The sequence below is a fragment of the Nonomuraea sp. JJY05 genome (genome assembly GCF_043496855.1).
Lineage (GTDB): Bacteria > Actinomycetota > Actinomycetes > Streptosporangiales > Streptosporangiaceae > Nonomuraea.
Window position 1 is genome coordinate 47,088 of record NZ_JBIEIS010000053.1, and the last position, 21,073, is coordinate 68,160.

Annotated in this window: 20 protein-coding genes; 6 read left to right on the top strand and 14 right to left on the bottom strand. The window is 69.7% G+C overall.

All coding sequences use genetic code 11. From position 1 onward, the window contains the following. The 7 genes from ACFKCF_RS51710 to ACFKCF_RS51740 all read right to left on the bottom strand — a co-directional run bounded on the left by ACFKCF_RS51710 (position 1) and on the right by ACFKCF_RS51740 (position 8,103). Positions 1–1,158, bottom strand: coding sequence for a Gfo/Idh/MocA family protein (locus ACFKCF_RS51710; protein ID WP_394503488.1), 1,158 nt, complete (start codon positions 1,156–1,158; stop codon positions 1–3). Positions 1,159–1,169: 11 nt separating this feature from the next. After that, positions 1,170–2,216, bottom strand: coding sequence for an ABC transporter substrate-binding protein (locus ACFKCF_RS51715; protein WP_394503490.1), 1,047 nt, complete (start codon positions 2,214–2,216; stop codon positions 1,170–1,172). After that, positions 2,213–3,142, bottom strand: a complete 930-nt coding sequence (locus tag ACFKCF_RS51720) for an ABC transporter permease (protein ID WP_394503492.1) — start codon at positions 3,140–3,142, stop codon at positions 2,213–2,215. The genes ACFKCF_RS51715 and ACFKCF_RS51720 overlap by 4 nt, the downstream gene beginning before the upstream one ends. Before the next feature lie 83 nt (positions 3,143–3,225). Next, positions 3,226–4,710 (bottom strand): sugar ABC transporter ATP-binding protein, encoded by a 1,485-nt coding sequence (locus tag ACFKCF_RS51725; RefSeq protein ID WP_394503494.1) that lies wholly within the window; start codon positions 4,708–4,710, stop codon positions 3,226–3,228. A gap of 13 nt (positions 4,711–4,723) precedes the next feature. Beyond that, positions 4,724–5,881 carry an ROK family transcriptional regulator gene (locus ACFKCF_RS51730; RefSeq protein ID WP_394503496.1) on the bottom strand — a complete coding sequence of 386 codons (1,158 nt, stop codon included), beginning with the start codon at positions 5,879–5,881 and terminating at the stop codon, positions 4,724–4,726. Positions 5,882–6,118: 237 nt separating this feature from the next. Continuing rightward, entirely contained in the window at positions 6,119–6,991 is an 873-nt protein-coding gene (locus ACFKCF_RS51735; RefSeq protein WP_394503498.1) for an SDR family oxidoreductase, read from the bottom strand. Positions 6,992–7,044: 53 nt separating this feature from the next. After that, a complete protein-coding gene (locus tag ACFKCF_RS51740; protein WP_394503500.1) occupies positions 7,045–8,103 on the bottom strand; it encodes an MBL fold metallo-hydrolase in 1,059 nt (352 codons plus the stop codon). Between the two features lie 44 nt (positions 8,104–8,147). Here ACFKCF_RS51740 and ACFKCF_RS51745 point away from each other — a divergent pair, with 44 nt between their 5' ends. After that, entirely contained in the window at positions 8,148–8,993 is an 846-nt protein-coding gene (locus ACFKCF_RS51745) for a glutathione S-transferase family protein (protein WP_394503502.1), read from the top strand. Here the strand turns inward: ACFKCF_RS51745 and ACFKCF_RS51750 are convergent. Then, positions 8,941–10,248: an MFS transporter gene (locus ACFKCF_RS51750; RefSeq protein ID WP_394503504.1), complete on the bottom strand. Its 1,308-nt coding sequence runs from the start codon at positions 10,246–10,248 to the stop codon at positions 8,941–8,943. The two genes, ACFKCF_RS51745 and ACFKCF_RS51750, sit on opposite strands and share 53 nt — an antisense overlap. Further along, the gene (locus ACFKCF_RS51755) at positions 10,245–10,811 is read right to left on the bottom strand and encodes a winged helix-turn-helix domain-containing protein (protein ID WP_394503506.1); all 567 of its coding nucleotides are present in this window, start codon (positions 10,809–10,811) and stop codon (positions 10,245–10,247) included. Before ACFKCF_RS51755 ends, ACFKCF_RS51750 begins: the two co-directional genes overlap by 4 nt. Positions 10,812–10,885: 74 nt before the next feature. Here ACFKCF_RS51755 and ACFKCF_RS51760 point away from each other — a divergent pair, with 74 nt between their 5' ends. From ACFKCF_RS51760 to ACFKCF_RS51780, 5 genes are all read left to right on the top strand, one after another. Beyond that, the gene (locus tag ACFKCF_RS51760) at positions 10,886–11,530 is read left to right on the top strand and encodes a B3/4 domain-containing protein (RefSeq protein WP_394503508.1); all 645 of its coding nucleotides are present in this window, start codon (positions 10,886–10,888) and stop codon (positions 11,528–11,530) included. A 204-nt stretch (positions 11,531–11,734) separates the two neighbouring features. Beyond that, positions 11,735–15,376, top strand: a complete 3,642-nt coding sequence (locus ACFKCF_RS51765) for a multifunctional oxoglutarate decarboxylase/oxoglutarate dehydrogenase thiamine pyrophosphate-binding subunit/dihydrolipoyllysine-residue succinyltransferase subunit (RefSeq protein WP_394503510.1) — start codon at positions 11,735–11,737, stop codon at positions 15,374–15,376. A gap of 68 nt (positions 15,377–15,444) precedes the next feature. Then, a complete protein-coding gene (locus tag ACFKCF_RS51770) occupies positions 15,445–15,624 on the top strand; it encodes a DUF6104 family protein (RefSeq protein WP_192793777.1) in 180 nt (59 codons plus the stop codon). A 308-nt stretch (positions 15,625–15,932) separates the two neighbouring features. After that, complete coding sequence (locus tag ACFKCF_RS51775; protein ID WP_394503512.1) at positions 15,933–16,769, top strand: DUF4097 family beta strand repeat-containing protein; 837 nt, start codon at positions 15,933–15,935, stop codon at positions 16,767–16,769. Next, positions 16,766–17,506 carry a helix-turn-helix transcriptional regulator gene (locus ACFKCF_RS51780; protein ID WP_394503514.1) on the top strand — a complete coding sequence of 247 codons (741 nt, stop codon included), beginning with the start codon at positions 16,766–16,768 and terminating at the stop codon, positions 17,504–17,506. Before ACFKCF_RS51775 ends, ACFKCF_RS51780 begins: the two co-directional genes overlap by 4 nt. Before the next feature lie 7 nt (positions 17,507–17,513). On the opposite strand, the gene ACFKCF_RS51785 is transcribed toward ACFKCF_RS51780, so the two are convergent. The 5 genes from ACFKCF_RS51785 to ACFKCF_RS51805 all read right to left on the bottom strand — a co-directional run bounded on the left by ACFKCF_RS51785 (position 17,514) and on the right by ACFKCF_RS51805 (position 21,020). After that, complete coding sequence (locus tag ACFKCF_RS51785; RefSeq protein ID WP_394503515.1) at positions 17,514–18,374, bottom strand: oxygenase MpaB family protein; 861 nt, start codon at positions 18,372–18,374, stop codon at positions 17,514–17,516. Positions 18,375–18,448: 74 nt separating this feature from the next. Further along, positions 18,449–19,405 (bottom strand): zinc-binding dehydrogenase, encoded by a 957-nt coding sequence (locus ACFKCF_RS51790; RefSeq protein WP_394503517.1) that lies wholly within the window; start codon positions 19,403–19,405, stop codon positions 18,449–18,451. Positions 19,406–19,414: 9 nt separating this feature from the next. Further along, positions 19,415–20,296 carry a hypothetical protein gene (locus ACFKCF_RS51795; RefSeq protein WP_394503519.1) on the bottom strand — a complete coding sequence of 294 codons (882 nt, stop codon included), beginning with the start codon at positions 20,294–20,296 and terminating at the stop codon, positions 19,415–19,417. A 45-nt stretch (positions 20,297–20,341) separates the two neighbouring features. Beyond that, entirely contained in the window at positions 20,342–20,770 is a 429-nt protein-coding gene (locus ACFKCF_RS51800; protein WP_394503521.1) for a type II toxin-antitoxin system VapC family toxin, read from the bottom strand. Then, complete coding sequence (locus tag ACFKCF_RS51805) at positions 20,757–21,020, bottom strand: hypothetical protein (RefSeq protein ID WP_394503523.1); 264 nt, start codon at positions 21,018–21,020, stop codon at positions 20,757–20,759. Before ACFKCF_RS51805 ends, ACFKCF_RS51800 begins: the two co-directional genes overlap by 14 nt. Between the last annotated feature and the right edge of the window lie 53 nt (positions 21,021–21,073).

Genomic DNA, 21,073 nt, shown 5'->3' on the forward strand with positions numbered 1-21,073 from the left:
TCAGTCCTCCACGTTCATGTAGCGGCTGCCCTCAGCCGCGCTGCGCTCGACCGCCTCCAGCACCCGCTGCACCCGCAGCCCGTCGGCGAACGACGGCGAGGGGTCGGCTCCGGCGGCGATCGCCTCAAGGAAGTCGTTGATCTCGTGGGTGAAGGTGTGCTCGTAGCCGAGCCCGTGCCCGGGCGGCCACCAGGCACCCACGTAGGGGTGGTCGGGTTCGGTGACCAGGATCCGCTCGAAGCCGCCCCCTCCGGAGCTGAACCACAGCTCGTTCATGGCCTCGAAGTCGAACGCCAGGCTGCCGAGCGAGCCGTTGATCTCGATGCGCATCGCGTTCTTGCGGCCGAAGGCGAAGCGGGTGGCCTCGAAGGAGGCCAGCCCGCCGCCCGAGAGCCGGCCGATGAACAGGGCGGCGTCGTCCACGGTCACCTCACCCATGGCGCCGGTGCCGGTGGCCGCCAGGCCCGCGGACGCCGCGGCGACGGGGCGTTCCTTGATGAACGTCTCCGTCAGCGCGGAGACGCCCACCAACTGCTGCCCGGTGATGAACTGGGCCGCGTCCACGATGTGCGAGCCGATGTCGCCCAGCGCGCCCGCGCCCGCCTTGTCCTTCTGCAGCCGCCAGACCAGCGGGAACTCCGGATCGACGATCCAGTCCTGCAGGTACGCGGCCCGTACGTGCCTGACCTCGCCGATCCGGCCCTCCTCGACGTACCGGCGGGCCAGCGCGATCGCGGGCACCCGCCGGTAGTTGAAGGCCACCATGCTCTTGACCGAGGACGGCGCCGCCTGCGCGGCCCGGACCATGGCCTCGGCCTCTTCGACGGTGTTGGCCAGCGGTTTCTCGCAGATCACGTGCTTGCCCGCCTGCAGCGCGGCGATGGCGATCTCGGCGTGCGAGTCGCCGGGCGTGCAGATGTCGACGATCTGCACGTCGTCGCGCTGGATCAGCTCTCTCCAGTCCGTCTCGACGTCGGCCCAGCCGAGCTGTGCGGCGGCCGCCTCGGTGCTCTCCTTCGACCTGCCGCCGAGCACCGCCATGCGGGGCACCAAGGGCAGGTCGAAGAAGGCCGAGACGCTGCGCCAGGCCTGGGAGTGGACGCGCCCCATAAAGGCGTAGCCGATCATGCCCACGCCGATGGTGGTCTTGTCTGACATGCAACCCCCGATCAGGATTCGAAGCCGAGCGCCAGGTACTTCTCGACGTTGTCCTTGGTAATGGTCTCGGATGCGAGCGTGATTGACTGTGGAACCTGGTTCTCCACCAGGTCAGTCATGCCCTTCCCCTGCGCGATCAGACGTGCGAGTTTGATCGCCGAGGAGGCCATCGTCGGGCTGTAGGTGACGGTGGCCTTCAGTACCGACGTACCCGACTGGATCTCCTTCATCGCGTTCAGCGACCCGGCGCCGCCGACCATGATGAACTCGTTCCGGTTGGCCTCCTTGATCGCGGCCAGCACGCCGATGCCCTGGTCGTCGTCGTGGTTCCAGAGCCCGTCGATCTTCTTGTGCGCTTGGAGCAGCGACGTGGCCACCTGGTTGCCGGTCTCGACCGTGAACTTGGCGTCCTGCTTGGCCGTGACGCTGAACCCGTACGTCTTCAGCGCGTCGGCGAAGCCCTTGCTGCGGTCCTGCGTCAGCGGCAGCGTGGCGATGCCCTGGATCTCGACGATGACGGGGTTGGCGACGCCCTTGTCCTTGAGCTGCTTGCCGATGTAGTGCCCGGCCGCGACGCCCATGCCGTAGTTGTCGCCGCCGATCCACGTGCGGTAGGCCAGCTTGTCGGGGAAGACGCGGTCGAGGTTGACGACCGGGATCCCCGCCTGGGTCGCCTGCAGCGCGACCTGGTTCAGCTGCTGGCCGTCGTTGGGCAGGATGACCAGCGCGCTCACCTTGGCCGCGATGAGCGACTCGACCGCGGAGATCTGCTGGTTGATGTCGTTCGTCGGCTCGACGGGCTTGAAGTCGACGTCGGAGTACTGCTTCGCGGCGCTCTCGGCGTTCTTGGCGATGGCCGCGATCCAGCCGTGGTCGGCGGCCGGCGCCGAGAACCCGATCGTGACCTTGTCACCCGGCTGGTCGTTGCCGCTGGCCGCCGGGGCGGGCGCGGGGGCCGCGCTGCTGGGCGCGGCCGCGGGCTCGTTGCTGGTGCAGCCCGACGCTAAGAGTACGGCTCCGCCGACGAGGAATCCCCTGCGGGCGACGTTCTCACTCATGGTGCTCTCTCCTTCAAGTTCCGCCGCTGGAGAAGGACGGCGACGACGATGATCAGGCCCTTGGCGATCAGCTGGTCGCTGGTGTTGAGCCCGTTGAGAATGAAAAGGTTGGTGATGAGGGTGAAGATCAGCAGGCCCAGGATCGAGCCCACGATCGTGCCCCGGCCCCCGGTGAGCAGCGTGCCACCGATGATCACGGCAGCGATGGCGTCGAGCTCGTACAGGTCGCCGTGGGTGGACGAGCCCGTCGTCGTACGCGCCATGATGAGGATCGCGGCGATGCCGCAGCAGAGCCCCGACAGGGCGTAGAGCAGCATCGTGTGCCGGCGCACGTCGATCCCGGCGAGCCTGGCCGCCTCGGGGTTGCCCCCGACCGCGTACGTCCGCCGCCCGAACGTCGTGCGGTTGAGCACGATCCACCCGAGCACCACGACCAGCGCGAAGACGTAGACCAGCAGCGGGATGCCGAGCAGCCGCGTGGTCGACAGGTCCACGAGGGCGGAGTTGTCGGACTGGATGAGCTGCGTCTTGCGGTCGGACATGCGCTGCGCCAGCCCTCGGGCGGCGACGAGCATGGCCAGCGTCGCGATGAACGGCACCAGTCGCCCGTAGGCGATGAGTAACCCGTTGACCAGCCCCGCCCCGGTGCCGACCAGGATGGCGCAGATCGCCATCACCACCGGCCCGTACGCCTGCGTGGCCAGCGTCGTGGCCCAGACCGAGGCCAGCGCCATGACCGCGCCGACCGACAGGTCGATGCCGCCGCCGATGATCACGAAGGTGGCCCCGACCGTGATCACGCCGATCGTGGCGGCCAGGGAGAGGATGCTGACGAGGTTGGAGGTGGTGGCGAAGTTCTCGGGCCTGGTGACCAGGCCGACGACGATCAGCAGCGCCAGGGCCGCCAGCAGCCCGAGATGTCGCATTTCTCCGAAACTGGAGCGCAAGCCGCCCGGCGGCGGGGGCGCCCCCACTCCCGCGGGCGGCCGGTCCGTTGTGGGCTCGCTCATCACGCCGCCCTCCCATTCATGATCATGTCGAGTACGCGGTGCTCGTCCAGGCCCTCGGCGTCGCCCTCGTGGATGACCGTGCCCTCGCGTAACACGAGCACCCGGTCGGCCAGGCCGAGCACCTCGGGCACCTCGCTGGAGACCAGCAGCACGCCGATCCCCTGCTCGGCCAGGTTGCGGATCACCGCGTACAGCTCCGCCCTGGCGCCCACGTCCACACCTCTGGTCGGCTCGTCGAGCAGGAGCAGCTTGCGGCCGCCGAGGAGCCAGCGGGCGAGCACGGCCTTCTGCTGGTTGCCGCCGGACAGGGTCCTGATCGGCCGTTCGGGGTCGGATGGCCTGATGTCCAGCATTTCCGACAGGCGCTTGGCCTCGGCCCGCTCCCGCTTGCGGTCGATCCAGCCGAACCTGGCGAACCCCGGCAGGCTGCCCAGCGTGATGTTGGCGGTGACGCTCTGGTCGAGGAGGAGTGCCTGGGCCTTGCGTTCCTCCGGGGCCAGGCCCATGCCGCGCCTGACGGTGCCGACGACGCTGCGGCGCACGGGGGATCCGGCGAGCAGGACGCGACCGGAGGCGGGGCGGGCGCCGTACACGGCCTCCAGGATCTCCGAGCGGCCCGAGCCGACGAGCCCGGCCAGCCCGACGATCTCGCCCGCCCGCACGGAGAACGACACGCCCGAGAAGACGCCCGGCGAGGACAGGTTCTCGACCTTGAGCACCTCCTCGCCCGGCTCGCGGGCGGCCCGGGGCGGGAAGACGTACTCGACGTTCCTGCCGGTCATGAGCGAGACGATCTCCCCGGTCGGGGTGTCACGCGCGGACAGGCCGACGGCGACCGTGCGGCCGTCCTTCAGCACGGTGACACGGTCGCCGATCTCGCGGATCTCCTCCAGGCGGTGCGAGATGTAGACGACGGCCACGCCCTGGGCGGTGAGCTCGCGGATGATGCGGAAGAGGTTCGCGACCTCGTCGTGGGCGAGGGCGGCCGACGGCTCGTCCATGATGATCAGGCGGGCGTCGTGGGAGAGCGCCCTGGCCATGGACACGACCTGCTTGGCCGCCGGCGACAGCCGCCCCACTTCGGCCGACACGCGGATCTCCCCGTGACCGAGCCGTTCGAGCACCTCGCGGGCGGCGCGCCTGGCGGCCGCCCGGTTGACGAAGCCGAAGCGGGCGTGCTCGTGGCCGAGGAAGATGTTCTCGGCCACGCTGAGCCCGTCCACCAGGTCGAGTTCCTGGTAGATCGTGGCGAAACCGAGCCTGATGGCGTCGATGGGGCTGCTCGGGCGCACTTCCTGGTCGTTGAACAGGATCGTGCCCTCGTCCGGCTGGTGCGCGCCGGCCAGGACCTTGATCAGTGTGGACTTGCCGGCGCCGTTCTGGCCGAGCAGGCAGTGCACCTCGCCCGCCCGTACGTCCAGGTCGACCCCGTCCAGCGCGCGCACCCCGGGGAACTGCTTGACGATGCCCTTCATGACCAGCATCGGGAGGTCCCTTTCAGGCGTTGACGATCCGGTTGATGTTGTCCGGCGACAGATAGTGCTCGATGGCGAGGATCCCCGCCCCGAGCGCGGCCGCGTTGATGCCCGTACGGCTCGGCGTGATCGACAGGTGGTGCGTGGCCAGCGGGAGCGACCTGCGGTAGACCGTCTCCCTGATCCCGGCCAGCAGGTGCTCGTGCACCCGTGACAGCGCGCCGCCGATGACGATGACCTCGGGGTTGAAGAAGTTGACCAGGCCGGCCAGCACCTCGCCGACGAGCCGGCCGGCCTCCCTGACCAGCCGCAGCGCCTGGGTGTTACCGGCCTGTACGAGCGCCACGACGTCGGCTCCCGACTCGGCCGGCAGGCCCAGCTCGCAAAGCCGCCGCGCGATGGCGGCGCCGCCGGCCACGGCCTCCAGGCAGGCGCTGTTGCCGCACCGGCAGCCCGCGTCCTCGTGGCCGCTGACCCGGATGTGCCCGATGTCGCCGGCCGAGCCCTGGGCGCCCCTGTGGAGTTTGCCCTCGGCCATGATGCCGCAGCCGATGCCCGTGCCGACCTTGACGAACAGCAGGTGGCCGGCGCCGGGGAACGAGTGACGGTGCTCGCCCAGCGCCATCACGTTGACGTCGTTGTCGACCAGCACCGAGACGCCCTCGAAGTACTCGGGGATGGGGTAGTCGTTCCAGCCCGGCATGATCGGCGGGTTGTTCGGCCGCCCCGTGGCGAACTCCACCGGCCCCGGCACCCCGATCCCGATGGCGCGCAGCGCCGACCGCGGCCGCCCCGCCTCGCCGAGCAGCCGGTCGAGGCGCTGGTCCACGTGGGCGAGCACTTTCTCCGGCCCCTCGCCGATCAGCAGCGAGTCCTCGCACTCGGCCAGCAGGTTGCCCGAGATGTCCATCAACACGACCCGGCAATGGGTGGCGCCCAGGTCGACCCCCGCGAAGGCGTGGTCCTCGGTGTGCAGACGCAGCTGGCGCGGCGGCCGGCCACCGGTGGACTCACCGCTCTCGGTCTCCTCGACCAGCCCGCGCTCGATCAGCGCGTCCACGCGCTGGGAGATCGTGGACCTGGCCAGGCCGGTGAGCCTCGCTAGATCAGAACGGGTCGTGGCCGAGCCTGCGCTGATCAACGTCAGCACATCTCCGGCAGAGCCCGGCTGGGGGGTCATGCCGCGACAATAAGATCACCGATGCGGCAAATCAAGAGTGAGTATCGACAAAACTCCGGCGACTTCCGCCGAAGATCGAACAAAGCTCGGTTTTCCCGGCTTTTTAGCCACCTATCGTGACTTCGTACTTCGGCCGAGGCCCCTCGGTGAGCAGCGGCGCCCCTGGCGGAAGTACCGTTCTGGAACGACGATCCCCGCCGCCGGCGTGGAGCGCGCGGCGGCGGGGATCCGCAAACGTCAGAGCATCGCCTTCATCGAGTCGGCGGCCGTGAGCACGTAGGGCTGCTCGGCCATGACGGCCTCCCAGTTGTCGGCGACGGCCTCCGGCGTGAGGTCGTCGGTCTTCCAGCCCGGCCCCTCGGCCACGAAGACCCGCGCCACCCGGCCGCCGCCCACGCTGAACACCTCGCCGCTCGCCTCGCACGTCTCGTGCACGAGGTACGCCACCAGCGCGCTCACCCGCTCCGGCGTGAACTTGGCCTCGAACTCGGCCGGCAGCAGCGCCTCCGTCATCCGGGTCCAGGCGATGGGCGCGATGGCGTTGGCCTTGATGCCGTTGCGGGCCCCCTCGATGCCGAGCGTCTTGGTCAGCCCGACCAGGCCCATCTTGGCCGTGGAGTAGTTGGCCTGGCCGAAGTTGCCGAACAGGCCGGCCGGGCTGGAGGTGTTGACGATGCGGCCGTAGCCGGCCGCCTTCATCAGCGGGTACGCGGCCTGGCTGACCAGGTACGAGCCGCGTACGTGCACGGCCAGCACCCCGTCGAAGTCCTCGACCGTCATCTTCCCGAACGACTTGTCGCGCAGGATGCCCGCGTTGTTGACGACGATGTCCACCTTGCCGAACGCGTCCACGGCGGCCTGCACGATGGCCCTGGCGCCTTCCGGCGTGGCGACGTTGTCGGCGTTGGCGACGGCCTGGCCACCGTTCTTCGTGATGAGCTCGACCACGTCGGCCGCGGGCCCCGTGGAGGCGCCCGTGCCGTCGAGCGCGCCCCCGAGGTCGTTGACGACGACCTTGGCGCCCCGCTCGGCCAGCAGGAGGGCGTGCGACCTGCCCAGACCGTGCCCGGCGCCCGTGATGATCGCGACCCTGTCATCGAACCGAAGCATCGAACCTCCCACGCAGGAGAACAACATTCTGTTACGAGCTACGATAGACCGCGTCAGGGCAGGCGCCACAGGTCGGGTTCGCCGGCTTCCCTGCGCACCCTCCCCTTGGCCGCCAGCCACGCCAGGTGGGCCAGCGTCTCGTTGTTGGCCGAGCGCCGCATGAACGGCGGGATCGTCTCCCACGGCCGCGACCACGTCAGGCGGGTGGCCACGTCCCAGCAGGTGACGCCGTCCAGGGAACCGACGACCTGTTCGATCTCCGCCAGCCGCGCGTCGTGGTGGGCCATCACGTAGTCCACCCGCTCGGCCAGTTCCAGGAACCGGTACTCGTGGGCCGGCAGCACCTCCTCCACGTCCAGCTTGCGCACGGCGGCCAGCGCGTCGAGGTAGTCGGCCAGCGGGTTCGGGCTCGACTGGGGATGGACGGCCACGATGGGCGTGATCTTCGCCAGCACGTGGTCGCCGGAGAACAGCAGCCGGCGCGAGGGCGAGACGAAGCACAGGTGGCCGGGCGAGTGGCCGGGGGTCCAGATCGCCCGCAGGTCCCAGCCGGGCAGGCCGAGCTCGTCGCCGTCCTCGACCAGCCGATCGGGCTTGGCCATCGAGACCACGTGCCTGATCATCATGGACGCGCCGGCCAGCTCGTCCAGCGTCAGCGGCGGCACGCCGCAGCGGGCCAGCAGCGCGCGTTCCCGCTCGACGAGGGAGTCGATGACCTCGTCGTCGTAGCGTTCGCGGATCAGGCGTGCGTCGGCCGGGTGCAGGGCGATCCAGGCGCCCGACATCTCGCGGATGCGCCCGGCCAGGCCGTAGTGGTCGGGGTGGATGTGGGTGACGAGCACGCCCTTGACGTCGGTGATCGCGTACCCGGCCACGCCGAGACCCGCGACGAGCGCGTCGTACGCCTCGTCGGTGTTCCACCCGGCATCGACGATCACCACGCCGTCGGGCAGTTCGAGGACATAGACCAGCACGTACCGCAGGGGGTTGACGGGAATCGGCACCGGGACCGACCACAGCCCCGGACGCACCCGCTCGACCTCGGGGATCGCCCCGCCCACCCACGCCTCCCGCTGCGCCAGGCTCGCGGGAGTCACCACAAATTTCGACACATGCCGAATATAGTTCTGTGTCCGAATCATGCTCTACTGGGGTCATGAAGCTGCGCCGCGAGCTCTCCGAAGATGGCCGCTTCGTCCGGCAGCCGAATCGCTTCACCGACCGCCTCGGCCCTCCCGAGCCGGGCCGCTACCGCCTCTACGCCTCCTACGCCTGCCCATGGGCGCAGCGCGTGCTGATCGTCCGGGCGCTGCTCGGCCTGGAGGACGTGCTGGACGTCACGATCGTCGACCCCATCCGCGACGAGAAGGGCTGGCGCGTCCCGGACGGCGATCCCGAGTATCTGTCGGAGCTCTACCACGCCACCGACCCGGACTACACGGGCCGCTACACCGTGCCATGCATCTGGGACGCCAAGGACAAGCGGATCGTCACCAACGACTTCCCGCAGATCACCCTCGATCTGGAAATGTCATGGGGAACCTCCCCCGACCTCTATCCGGAACGCCTTCGCCCCGACATCGACATCATGAACGACCGCCTCTACCACGGCCTCAACAACGCGGTCTACGAGGCGGGCTTCTCCCGTGACCAGCAGGTGTACGAGGAGGCCGTGGCCCGGGTCTTCAGCACGCTCGACTTCCTGGAGGTGCGCCTGGCCGAGTCGGAACACCTCTTCGACGTGCTCACCGACAGCGACGTGCGCCTGTACACGACCCTCGCCAGGTTCGACGCCGTCTATTACGCGCACTTCAAGTGCTCGGTCCGGCGGCTGATCGACTATCCGGCGCTGTGGGCGTACGCACGGCGCCTGCACGCGATCCCGGCCTTCCGCGAGACCACCGACTTCGACCAGATCAAGCGTCACTACTACATCACCCAGACCAACATCAACCCGAGTGGGATCGTGCCCGTGGGGCCGCAGATCGACTGGAGCCTGTAGGCGCGGGCATCCGTACGAACAGCAGGGCCGAGGCCAGCACCACCAGCGCGGCGCCGGCCCACGCGACGCCCGTCCCCGCCTGCCCGGCCAGCGCGCCGAGCGTCAGGTTGGCCACGACCCCGCCCGTCTGCAGGGACAGCGAGCTCGTCGAGGTGACGGTGGTGCGCTCGGCCGAGCTGACCGCGTTGTGGGTCATCTCCAGGCAGAGCAGTCCCGCCACCGAGAGCCCCACGAAGAGCGTCATGTACGCCAGCCCGGCGCTCACCAGCCCCGCCGGGCCGCCGAGCCCCGCCGTCGCGGCGAGCGCCCCGACGGACAGCGCGGCCAGCACGGTGCCGGCGATCGCGCCCCCAGCCGATCCACGCGCCGATCCACGCGCCGATCCACCGGCCAGCCGGGCCACCCGGGGTGCGAGCGCGCTGCCCGCCGCGCTGCTCGCGAACCCGAGCGCCGAGACCACGGCGTAGGCCAGGCTGCCCCGCTCGGCCGTGCCGGCCAGCTCGGCCAGCCGCCCGGGGGTGAGCAGCTCGATGCTGCACAGGACCACGCCGGAGGCCGCCGCGGCGGCCGTCATGCGGCGCAGCACGGGCGCGCCCGCCGCCAGCCGGAGGCCCGCCCCGACCGTGCCCGGGACCTCGCGCAGGACGCCGGGCAGCGACCTGCGGGCGTGCGCCGGCTCCGGCATCGCGATCAACACCACGACCAGCAGCACGGCCGCCGCCGTCGCGCCCACCAGCGGCGGCGCGGCCAGCGGGAAGATCACCTGCGCCGGCGCCAGGAGCGGCAGGCCGCCACCCGCCAGCACGCCCACGCACAGCGCCACCGACTCCATCGCGCCACCCCTGGCCAGCCCGGGCCTGAGGTCGGCGTCCCGGCCCTCGATCCCGTGGAGCGTGTCGACGTACCAGGACGTGGCCGGGCCGCTGGACAACGCCCTGGCCACGCCCTTGAGCACGCCGCTGATCAGGAACATCCAGAACGTGGTGGAGACGGCGATCAGCGCGAGCGCGGCCACGGTGAACGCGGCTGAGACGGCCAGGACCACGCGCCGCCCGAGGACGTCGGCCAGGCCGCCGGTCGGCAGTTCCAGGGTGGCGGTGACGACCGAGAACACCGTCACCACCAGCCCCACCTCCGCCAGGCTGAGCCCCCGCGCGGTCATGAGCAGCACCATGGTGGCCACCATCAGGCCCACGGGCAGCCAGGTCAGGAAGCTGACGAGCATGTAGCGGCGTAAGGCCGAGCGTGCGGTCACGGCTTCTCCTCCTGCGATCGCGGCACGGCGCCGTGCCAGGCGCTGACCTGCCTGGCCTCGGGATCGCCGGCGTACTTGGCGACGAGGTCTCGCAGCAGCCCCTCGACCTTGTCGTTGAACTCGCGCACCCCGGCGGGCGGCAGCGAGACGATGTGGTCGCTCATCCCCGCCGTGTCGACCCACTCGCGCGACCAGCCGCCGAGGTCGAACTCCTCCAGCACCCGCCCGACGAACTCGGCCTGCCGCAGGTGCATGATCCGGACCGCCTCGCGGCCCTCGGCCGTGGCGGACATCTCGCCGGCGTCCCACGAGGTGTAGTGGTGGGCGGCCCGCCAGCGCCGCTCGCGCCCGTCGCGCCGGTCGTCGTCCTCCTCGATGAGGCCGTACTTGAACAGCTCCCGCAGGTGGTAGCTGGTGGAGCCCGAGCTCTCGCCGACCTTGCGCCCCAGCTCGCTCGCGGTCGCGGGGCCGTCGGAACGCAGCAGGCCGAGCAGGCGCACGCGCAGCGGGTGGGAGACCGCCTTGAGCACCCGCGGGTCGCTGATCCTGTACTGCTCCTTCATGCGTCCCACGCTAGACCGCAAAGCTAATTTTGCAAAGGGATTTTTGCGGTCTGGGCCGCTCCTAGACTGTGGGGATGCTTGACGACATCTGGGTGGACGACTCCGTCTTCGCGCTGCGCCCCGACTTCGCGGTGCTGGTCATGACCGCGCACGGCCTGGGCAACGGGCCCACGGACGACCGGTCCCGGGCATGGCTGGCGGCGGCCTCCGAGTGCGAGGTGCAGGCGGACAAGATCGACGCCTGGAAGGACGCCTATCGGGCGTTCGGCGCCAAACCGCAGCGGACGAGGCCCTCGGTCGACGCCCTGACCCGCAGGATGCCGCTGCCGGAGATCAACCGGGCCGTGGACGCGTACAACTCGATCAGCGTGAAGCACGCGCTGCCGATCGGCGGCGAGGACCTCGACCACTACGTGGGCCCGGCCCGGCTGGTGCGGGCGACCGGCGACGAGGCTTCGGAGGAGGCGCTCGGCACGCCCGAGCCGGGCGAGGTGGTCTGGCGCGACGACGTCGGCGTCACCTGCCGCAGGTGGAACTGGCGTCAGGTCGTGCGCACCCGGCTCACCGAGGAGACCACCAACGCGATCTTCCTTCTCGAACGCCTCGAGCCGATGTCGCTGGAGGAGCTCAAGGAGGCGGGCGAGGAACTGGCCGACCTGCTGTCCGAGTTGTCACCAGAGGTGCGGATTGCTAGCAGATTGGTGTCCGGCGGGAAATAAACCTCCCGTCGTGGCGTTGATACCAAAGAGTAATAATTGCGGCACCACCCGGATTGACTAGGGGGGCGTGACCTCTTTGCACTGTCCTGAGAGGATCGTTCGAGGCGGCACAGCCTCTTCGGCGCGCGCTGCCGGTCCGGGCGAGTAGCCTTGGACAGGTTCTCTAACATCAACGCCGATCTGCGGAAGAGGGCGATTTCCGCCGTGTCGTCTGAGTCGTCGCGGACAAACCCGCTGGCAAGCTTTGGTCAGAACGAGTGGCTTGTCGACGAGCTGTACCAGAAGTACCTCCAAGATCCCGAGTCTGTCGACAAGGCATGGTGGAACTTCTTCGCTGACTACAACCCTGATTCCGGAACGGGCCGGGCAGCGCCGGTCAGGGAGGTGGCGAACGGCACCGTGACCGCTCCCGCTCCCCCGCAGGCGCCGCCCAAGGCGCCCCCTGCTGCCGAGAAGCCGAAGCAGCCCGCCGCCCCGGTGCCCAAGGGCGCCGAGGAGGTCAAGCTGCGCGGCGCCGCCGCTCGCACGGCCGCCAACATGGACCTGTCGCTGACGGTCCCGACGGCCACCAGCGTGCGCGCGATCCCGGCCAAGCTGCTGATCGACAACCGCATCGTGATCAACAATCACCTCAAGCGGGGTCGCGGCGGAAAGGTGTCCTTCACGCACCTGATCGGTTTTGCGATCGTCAAGGCCCTGCGGGCCATGCCGGAGATGAACTACTCCTACACGGAGGTCGACGGCAAGCCGACGCTGATCAAGCCCGAGCACGTGGGCTTCGGCCTGGCGATCGACGTCCAGAAGAGCAACGGCGAGCGCCAGCTCCTCGTGCCCTCGATCAAGGGCGCCGAGGAGATGGACTTCCGCCAGTTCTGGATGGCCTACGAAGACGTCGTCCGCAAGGCCCGCGCGGGCAAGCTGGGCGTCGACGACTTCGCCGGCACCACGATCTCGCTGACCAACCCCGGCACGATCGGCACCGTGCACTCCGTGCCGCGCCTGATGCCCGGTCAGGGCACGATCATCGGCGTCGGCGCGATGGAATACCCGGCCGAATACCAGGGCGCCTCGCCCGACACGCTGTCGCGCCTGGCCGTCTCCAAGGTCATGACGCTCACCAGCACCTACGACCACCGGATCATCCAGGGCGCCCAGTCGGGCGACTTCCTGCGCCAGATCCACCGGTTGCTGCTGGGCGAGGACGGCTTCTACGACGAGATCTTCGAGGCGCTGCGGATCCCGTACGAGCCGGTCCGCTGGGTCCAGGACGTCTCGGCCTCCCACGACGACGACGTGTCCAAGTCCGCCCGCGTGATCGAGCTGATCCACGCCTACCGCGTGCGCGGCCATCTGATGGCCGAGACCGACCCGCTCGAGTACAAGCAGCGCAAGCACCCCGACCTCGACATCCAGTCCCACGGGCTGACGCTGTGGGACCTGGAGCGCGAGTTCGCCACGGGCGGTTTCGGCGGCCGTCCGCTGATGAAGCTGCGCGAGATCCTCGGCGTGCTGCGCGACTCCTACTGCCGCACGGTCGGCATCGAGTACATGCACATCCAGAACCCCGAGGAGCGGGCCTGGATCCAGGCGCGGGTGGAGAAGCCGCACAAGTCGCCCGAGCGCGACGAGCAGCTCAACATCCTGTCCCGGCTCAACACCGCCGAGGCGTTCGAGACGTTCCTGCAGACGAAGTTCGTCGGCCAGAAGCGCTTCTCCCTGGAGGGCGGCGAGTCCCTGATCCCGCTGCTCGACTCCGTGATCAGCGACGCCGCCGACGAGGGCCTCGACGAGGTCGTCATCGGCATGGCGCACCGCGGCCGCCTCAACGTGCTGGCCAACATCGTGGGCAAGTCGTACGCGCAGATCTTCGGCGAGTTCGAGGGCAACATCGATCCGCGCACGGCGCACGGCTCCGGTGACGTGAAGTACCACCTCGGCGCGACGGGCACGTTCACCTCGCCGAGCGGCAAGACCATCACCTCCTCCGTGGTCGCCAACCCCTCCCACCTGGAGGCGGTCGACCCGGTGCTCGAGGGCGTCGTCCGCGCCAAGCAGGACCTCCTGGAGCGCGGCGAGGAGGGCTTCACCGTCCTGCCCGTCCTCGTCCACGGTGACGCGGCCTTCGCCGGCCAGGGCGTCGTGGCCGAGACGCTCAACCTGTCGCAGCTGCGCGGCTACCGCACCGGCGGCACCGTGCACGTGGTGGTCAACAACCAGGTGGGCTTCACCACCTCGCCCGCCTCCTCCAGGTCCTCGGTCTACGCGACCGACGTGGCCCGGATGATCCAGGCCCCGATCTTCCACGTCAACGGCGACGACCCCGAGGCCGTGGTGCGCGTGGGCCAGCTGGCCTACGAATACCGCCAGACGTTCCGCAAGGACGTCGTCATCGACCTCATCTGCTACCGCCGCCGCGGCCACAACGAGGGCGACAACCCCGCCTTCACCCAGCCGCTGATGTACGACCTGATCGACGCCAAGCGCTCGACCCGCAAGCTCTACACCGAGGCGCTGATCGGCCGGGGCGACATCACGGTCGAGGAGGCCGAGCAGGCGCTGCGCGACTACCAGGCCAAGCTGGAGCAGGCGTTCACCGAGACCCGCGAGGCGGTGAAGAAGCCCGCCGAGGCAGCCGCGATGCGGGTGCCGCCGACCGAGGTCGTCAAGTGGTCCCACGACGACACGCCGACCGCGATCAGCGACGAGACGCTCAAGCGCATCGTCGACACCCAGCTCAACCTGCCCGAGGGCTTCACGCCGCACCCGCGCCTGGCGCCGGTGCTGCAGCGCCGCGGCCAGATGGTCGAGACGGACACGATCGACTGGGCGATGGGCGAGACGCTCGCCTTCGGCTCGCTGCTGATCGACGGCCACCCGGTGCGCCTGGTCGGCCAGGACTCGCGCCGCGGCACGTTCACGCAACGCCACGCCGTCCTGGTGGACCGGATGACCGGCGCCGACCACACGCCGCTCAAGACCTTCAACGAGGGCACCACGAAGTTCTACGTCTACGACTCGCTGCTCAGCGAGTTCGCGGCGCTCGGCTTCGAGTACGGCTACAGCGTCGTCCGCCCGGACGCGCTGGTCGCCTGGGAGGCGCAGTTCGGCGACTTCGTCAACGGCGCCCAGACGATCATCGACGAGTTCATCTCGTCGGGCGAGCAGAAGTGGGGCCAGAAGTCCTCCGTCGTGCTGCTGCTGCCGCACGGCTTCGAGGGCCAGGGCCCCGACCACTCCTCGGCCCGCATCGAGCGGTTCCTGCAGGTCTGCGCGCTCGACAACATGACGGTCGCGCAGCCCACGACCCCGGCCAACTACTTCCACCTCCTGCGCTGGCAGGTGGAGTCGCAGCGGCACAAGCCGATGGTGGTCTTCACGCCGAAGTCGCTGCTGCGCCACAAGGCGGCCACGTCCAAGGCGTCCGACTTCACCACGGGCACCTTCCAGCCGGTCCTGAGCGACACGACCGTGGACGCGTCCAAGGTCACCAGGGTCGTGCTCACGTCCGGCAAGCTCTACTACGACCTGGCGGCGGAGCGCACCAAGAAGGGCCGCGACGACGTCGCGATCGTCCGGCTGGAGCGCCTCTACCCGTTCCCGGGTGAGGAGCTGGCCGCCGAGCTGTCCCGCTACGGGGCGCAGGCGGAGCTGATCTGGGCGCAGGACGAGCCGGTCAACATGGGGCCGTGGCCGTACCTGGCGCTCAAGCTGGCCGAGGACCCGCAGACGCTGGCCGGCCGGCCGGTGCGGCGCGTCTCGCGCCGCCCCAACAGCTCGCCGGCGACGGGCTCGCACAACTCGCACGACACCGAGCTCGAGGAAATCCTCCACGAGCTGTTCGGCTGATCCAACACCAGAGTGAGCCCCCGGCCCCGGCTGGGGGCTCACTGCCGTTTCAGGAGGACTTGAGAAAGATGTACTTCACCGATCGGGGGATCGAGGAACTGGTCGAGCGGCGGGGCGAGGAGGAGGTCAGCCTGCTCTGGCTCGGCGAGCGGCTGCGCGAGTTCGTCGACCTCAACCCGGAGTTCGAGATCCCGATCGAGCGGCTGGCCACCTGGCTGGCACGGCTCGACGACGACGAGGACGACTGACCCCGCCCACCGCGCCCCCTTCCCGAGACACGGCGGCAAGGGGGCCCCGCCCGCCACCCCGACGGCCCCAATCCCTCACCCCGACGGCCCCAGCCCCTCGCCCCGAGGGCCCCGGCCCGTCTCTCCCTTGAGGGCCCTCAGCCCAGGCCAGGCCGTCCATCGCCCCCCTTCCTCAGGCGGTCCCGTGGCCCTCGCCCGGACGGATCCCCAAGGGACGTCAGCCGAAGTACGGCCGGGGATCACGGCACCTATGGGCCGCAACGCGATACATCTTGAGTTTCGCGAAAACGCGACATATCGTGTTAGTAGTGAGGACGGGTACGCCAGAAGGGCGGGGGAACATGCAGCAGTGGACGATCGAAGGCCCGGAACAGCTGACATTCGGCCAGGTGGACGCGCTCGACGTGCGAATAGTCGCCGGCCGCCTGGCCGTGCTGGCCAGCGACGGCCCACCCACAGTCGAAGTGTCCGAGATCGAATCGGCCTCCCCGCTGCTGGTCACGTACGACGAGGACGCCAAGGAGCTCTCCATCACCTACAAGGACCTCACCTGGGACGGCCTCCTCGGCTGGCTGCGGCGCGACCGGCGCAGGACGGTCCTGACGATCACCGTCCCCAAGCACTGCACCGTCAACGCCGGAGTGGTCTCCGCGCCCGCCGTGGTGGCCGGGTTCGAGAGGATGACGCAGGTCAGGAGCGTGTCCGCGGAGATCGTGCTCGACGGCGTCAGCGGTGACGTGAACGCGACGACCGTCTCGGGCCCCGTGGAGAGCCGGGCGATGGACGGCGACCTGGCGTTCAAGAGCGTCTCGGGCGACCTGACCGTGGCCGACGGCACCCCGCGCCGGCTCAAGGCGAACACCGTCTCCGGCCGCATAACGGCGGATCTGGCGCTGCGGCCGACCGGCCACGTGACGCTCAACAGCGTTTCCGGTGACATCCTTGTCAGGCTGCCGGAAAACGTGGAGGCGGACGTGAGCGTGCGGTCCACCTCCGGCAGGCTGGTCAGCACGTTCCACGAACTGTTCAACTCGAACGGCCCCGGCACGAAGTCGATGTCGGGCAGGCTGGGCGGCGGCATGGCGTCGCTGTCGGCGATCACGGTCTCCGGCGAGGTCGCGCTGCTCAAGGGGGAGAAGGAATGAGCCCTGTCTTCGGTCACGGCCGGCTCCGGCTGTACCTGCTCAAGCTGCTGGAAGAGAGCCCGCGTCACGGTTACGAGGTCATCAGGCTGCTCCAGGACCGCTTCCTCGGGGTCTACTCGCCCTCCCCCGGCACGATCTACCCGCGCCTGGCCCGGCTGGAGGAGGAGGGCCTGGTGACGCACGAGGTGGTCGAGGGCAAGAAGGTGTTCTCGATCACCGACAAGGGCCGCGAGGAGCTGAACGCCCGGCTCGACGAGCTCGACGACCTGGAGCAGGAGATCTCCGCCTCCGTGCGCGACATCGCCCGCGAGGTCAAGGAGGACGTCCGCGACACGGTCAAGTCGCTGCGCGAGGAGCTCACGCGGATGGCCAAGGACGTTCGCACGGGGACCCGGGAGGACACCCAGCGGCTCAAGGAGCAGCAGAAGGCTGACTTCAGGCGGCTCAAGGAGCAGCAGAAGCGGCAGTGGATGGAGCACGCCTACCACTGGCAGGACGAGGGCGAGCGGCTCAGCAGGGAGTGGCGCAGGATCTGGTCCGAGGCCTGGGCCACGCTGGGAGGCTCGCCGACCAGCCGCGCCGACCTCGACGCGGAGCTGGGCGAGCTGCTGGCCGACTTCATCGCCGAGGCCCGCCAGGAGGCGTCCGAGGCCCGGCTGACGCCGGAGAAGCTGGCGGAGCTGCGGACGGCGCTCGACGAGGCCCGCCGCCGCGTCCGCGAGATCCTCGAAGGCTGACCTCCGTTCAGGCGGAGCGGAGGTGCCGTTCCAGGCGGCGCGTCCCGCGGGCGGCCTTGCGGGCGTGGTAGGCGATGGGCATGTACCTCAGGCGTTCGGGCAGGCGCGGCGTCAGCATGGCCACCGCATGCCCGAGGTGCCGCAAGCGCCGCTCCTCCCTCGCCGTCCACGACAGGCCCAGCTTCCGCCGTACGGCGGGCGGCAGGGCGCCGACCGTCACGAAGTAGTTGAACTCCCCCGATCCGACCCCCACAGGTGTCCAGAGCCGCCGCAGCGGCCTCGGCAGCCCGGGCGGCGCCGGCGTGCCGCGCAGAACCGACAGCACGTCGAGCGCCGTCGGGTGCGCCTCCAGCCGGTCGGCCACCATGGCGTCGAAGTACCGCCAGAACGCCTCCAGGTCCGCGGGCATCTCCCGCTCCGGCACCCGCAGGATCGCGCCGAGCTGCCGCGACTCGGCGTAGAGCCGCCGCTCCTGCTCGACGGTGAACGGGGTGCCGAAATAGCGGTTGAGAACGATGAAGCGTTCGAACAGCGACAGGTGCACCCACGCCCATGCCTCGCCGTTCAGGGCGTGGTAGGGCCTGCCGAGCTCGTCCACCCCGCTGATCGGCCGGTGCAGCTTCCTGAGCCGCTCGCCCTCCGCCGGGCCGTCCGCGCCGCCGTACACCCATTTCTGGATCGAGACGAGCGTGCGGGTGAGCCGGCCCCACGGGTCGTCCTTGTACGTGGAGTGCTCGGCGACGGCCGCGCCCACGGCCGGGTGCATGGTCTGCATGACCAGCGCGCTCCCGGCGACGAGCAGATTGCGGTATTCGCCGGTGGTGTCCCAGTGCATCGAACCTGGACCGAAGGGCTGAACCTCCATCATGACGGCCTCCCGGGTGAGACAAGCCCACTCATGCTTGTATCACCCGGAAAGCCGGGAAGTAACCCTTTACTTATTCAGACGGTAAAGACGATCTTCCCGAAGATCTCCCCTTCGGCCATGGCCGCGAACCCGTCCCGCGCCTCCGCCAGCGGCAGCACCCTGTCGACGACGGGCCGGACACCGGTCTGCTCCAGGAAGACCGCCAGCCGGCCGAGCTGCTCCCGCGTGCCCATCGTGGAGCCGATGACGGACAGCTGCAGGAAGAAGACCCGGTTCAGGTCGGCGGGCGGGACCGCGCCGCTGGTGGCGCCGCTGACGACGATGCGGCCGCCCGGCTTGAGCGACTTGAGCGAATGGTCCCAGGTGGCCTGACCGACGGTCTCCATGACCGCGTCCACCCGCTCCGGCAGCCGCGCGCCCGGCTCGAACACCTGGTCGGCGCCGAGTTCGAGGGCACGTTCGCGCTTCTCCTCGGAGCGGCTGGTCGCCCAGACCCGGTAGCCGCCGGCCCGGCCGAGCGCGATCAGCGCGGTGGCGACGCCGCCGCCCGCGCCCTGCACCAGCACGGTGGAGCCGGGCTCGAGCCCGGCCTTGTCGAACAGCATCCGGTACGCGGTCAGCCAGGCCGTGGGCAGGCAGGCGGCGTGCTCGAAGCCGAGCCCGGCCGGCTTGGGCACGAGGTTGCGCCGCGGCACGGCCACCCGCTCGGCGAAGGTGCCGTCGTGCACCTCGGACAGCAGCGTGCGCTTGGGATCGAGCGTCTCGTCGGCGCCCGTGCCGATCACGGAGTGCACGATGACCTCGTTGCCGTCCTCGTCCACGCCCGCGGCGTCGCAGCCGAGCACGATCGGCAGCCGGTCCTGTCTGATGCCGACGCCTTTGAGCGTCCACAGGTCGTGGTGGTTGAGCGCGGCCGCGCGCACGGAGACGGTCGTCCATCCGTCCGGGACCTTCGGCTCCGGACGCTCGCCGAGCGTCAGCCCGGCGAGTGGGTTGTCGGGATCGGTCTGTGTGGCGGTTACGGCGAACATGGCCGCACCCTACTTCAGCGTGATCCGGATCCCTTCCAAGGCCCGCTCCATGAACGGCCGTGGCCCCGTGACCGCGACCAGCACGTCGCCCCTGCACACCGAGCCGGCCGGCCGCCCGCGCCCCTTGATCACGCTCGGCATGCCGGCCTGCTTCCTGCAGCCGGGCGTGGGCACCAGCGCGACCATCTCCCCCGCGCCGCCGCCGAACCAGAGCTGCGGCCCCATCGGCTCCCCCTGCGCCGTCTCCCCGGGCCTGGCCAGCCGCGCGGGCGCCTTGGCCGACAGCACGAGGTAGCCGTCCTTGGTCTGCCTGCCCTTCAGCCCTCGCGCGAGGACCAGCCGCTGGTCGAACGTCAGCCCCTGCCCCCGGTCGTACATCGCCAGCCGCCACGGCCCGAACTCGAACAGCAGCACCTGCCCGTAGTAGCCGCTGCCCGCCCTGCGGGGCCAGAGGGTGACGTTGGGTGCGTAGTTCCTGATCGGCCGGCCGCCCGCGGTCACCTCGAACTCACCGTTGTACGGGGCGGACAACTGCCGATACTGCCCGTCGATCCAGACGCCCTGGAAGGGCCGCGATCCCATGGCGGCGAGAGCAAGCTCTGCCGGATATCGCACCTCGGCCCGTAACCCGTGCGGGAACACCACCTCCATGACCTCTTCACCGCCCTTGACCGCGGGCCGGACGGTGAGGACGTTGGGGGCACTGTCGATCGTGGTCAGGGACCTGATGGGCTCGGAGGTCGGTCCCGCCGGCGGCGGCGCGGCCTCGGGATCACGGCTGATGAGCAGGCCGGCGACAGGGATCAACACGAGCGCGAGTACCACCACCAGCCCGACCCACCGGCGGCGACCGCGCTCGCCCACCTCGATGACGTCGAACCGGTCAGCCACGACGTTCCTAGCCGAGTAGTGCGGGCCTGCGCCCTTTCCTCCAGTTCAGTTGAGCGGCGACCGCCAGCGCAAGCCCTGGAACCTGGCGAAATCCTTGTCGCAGGTCACAAATTCACAACCGTGCTCGATGGCGAGTGCGGCGAGGTAGGCATCGGGGATGAGCTTTCTTCGGGCGTCCGCCTCACGGCAGAGTCTCGTGAAGATCTCCCAGTGCCGCTCGCCCGGGTTGAGGACGACGGCGTGTGGCTGGTTGCGCACCTGGTCGGCGAACCCGAGGATCTCCTCCATCGTCGGAGGGGGGTCGTGGAGCGCCGCGACACTGAGCACCCGGATGACCCCGTTGATCACGTAGTCGGTGACCGCGTAGGCGGAGTCGCCGTTGATCAGCTCCTCGACCAGCTTGTGGCAGGCGACGTGAGCGGGGGCCTCCCTGCGGAAGGCATTGACGAGGACGTTGATGTCACTGAGCAGCATCGGCCTGCACCTTCAGGTAGCGCTCGATGTCGTCCTGCTCGATCATGCTGTAGATGAACTCCGGTGTGAGCTCGATCCCGGGCATGAGCCGGCTGCCAGAGGTGATCAGCTCCACCCGCGGCCGATCGGCCACCTCCGTGGAGCGGTTGAGCAGTTGCCTCAAGGCGTCCTCCATCACTGAGTTGAGACTGCGTCCGTTACGTGCCGCGTACGCCTTCGCCTCGTTGAGGAGCGTCTCGTCGATGCGCACCGTTGTCCTCCGCATGACTCCAGCGTCCGCTGCTGACATAAAAATGTCAACTC

What these genes read in the sequence shown, in the direction of transcription:
- ACFKCF_RS51710 (WP_394503488.1), bottom strand. Translation starts at nt 1,158, where the DNA reads ATGTCAGACAAGACCACCATCGGCGTGGGCATGATCGGCTACGCCTTT.
- ACFKCF_RS51715 (WP_394503490.1), bottom strand. Translation starts at nt 2,216, where the DNA reads ATGAGTGAGAACGTCGCCCGCAGGGGATTCCTCGTCGGCGGAGCCGTA.
- ACFKCF_RS51720 (WP_394503492.1), bottom strand. Translation starts at nt 3,142, where the DNA reads ATGCGACATCTCGGGCTGCTGGCGGCCCTGGCGCTGCTGATCGTCGTC.
- ACFKCF_RS51725 (WP_394503494.1), bottom strand. Translation starts at nt 4,710, where the DNA reads ATGCTGGTCATGAAGGGCATCGTCAAGCAGTTCCCCGGGGTGCGCGCG.
- ACFKCF_RS51730 (WP_394503496.1), bottom strand. Translation starts at nt 5,881, where the DNA reads ATGACCCCCCAGCCGGGCTCTGCCGGAGATGTGCTGACGTTGATCAGC.
- ACFKCF_RS51735 (WP_394503498.1), bottom strand. Translation starts at nt 6,991, where the DNA reads ATGCTTCGGTTCGATGACAGGGTCGCGATCATCACGGGCGCCGGGCAC.
- ACFKCF_RS51745 (WP_394503502.1), top strand. Translation starts at nt 8,148, where the DNA reads ATGAAGCTGCGCCGCGAGCTCTCCGAAGATGGCCGCTTCGTCCGGCAG.
- ACFKCF_RS51755 (WP_394503506.1), bottom strand. Translation starts at nt 10,811, where the DNA reads ATGAAGGAGCAGTACAGGATCAGCGACCCGCGGGTGCTCAAGGCGGTC.
- ACFKCF_RS51760 (WP_394503508.1), top strand. Translation starts at nt 10,886, where the DNA reads ATGCTTGACGACATCTGGGTGGACGACTCCGTCTTCGCGCTGCGCCCC.
- ACFKCF_RS51770 (WP_192793777.1), top strand. Translation starts at nt 15,445, where the DNA reads ATGTACTTCACCGATCGGGGGATCGAGGAACTGGTCGAGCGGCGGGGC.
- ACFKCF_RS51780 (WP_394503514.1), top strand. Translation starts at nt 16,766, where the DNA reads ATGAGCCCTGTCTTCGGTCACGGCCGGCTCCGGCTGTACCTGCTCAAG.
- ACFKCF_RS51785 (WP_394503515.1), bottom strand. Translation starts at nt 18,374, where the DNA reads ATGATGGAGGTTCAGCCCTTCGGTCCAGGTTCGATGCACTGGGACACC.
- ACFKCF_RS51790 (WP_394503517.1), bottom strand. Translation starts at nt 19,405, where the DNA reads ATGTTCGCCGTAACCGCCACACAGACCGATCCCGACAACCCACTCGCC.
- ACFKCF_RS51800 (WP_394503521.1), bottom strand. Translation starts at nt 20,770, where the DNA reads ATGCTGCTCAGTGACATCAACGTCCTCGTCAATGCCTTCCGCAGGGAG.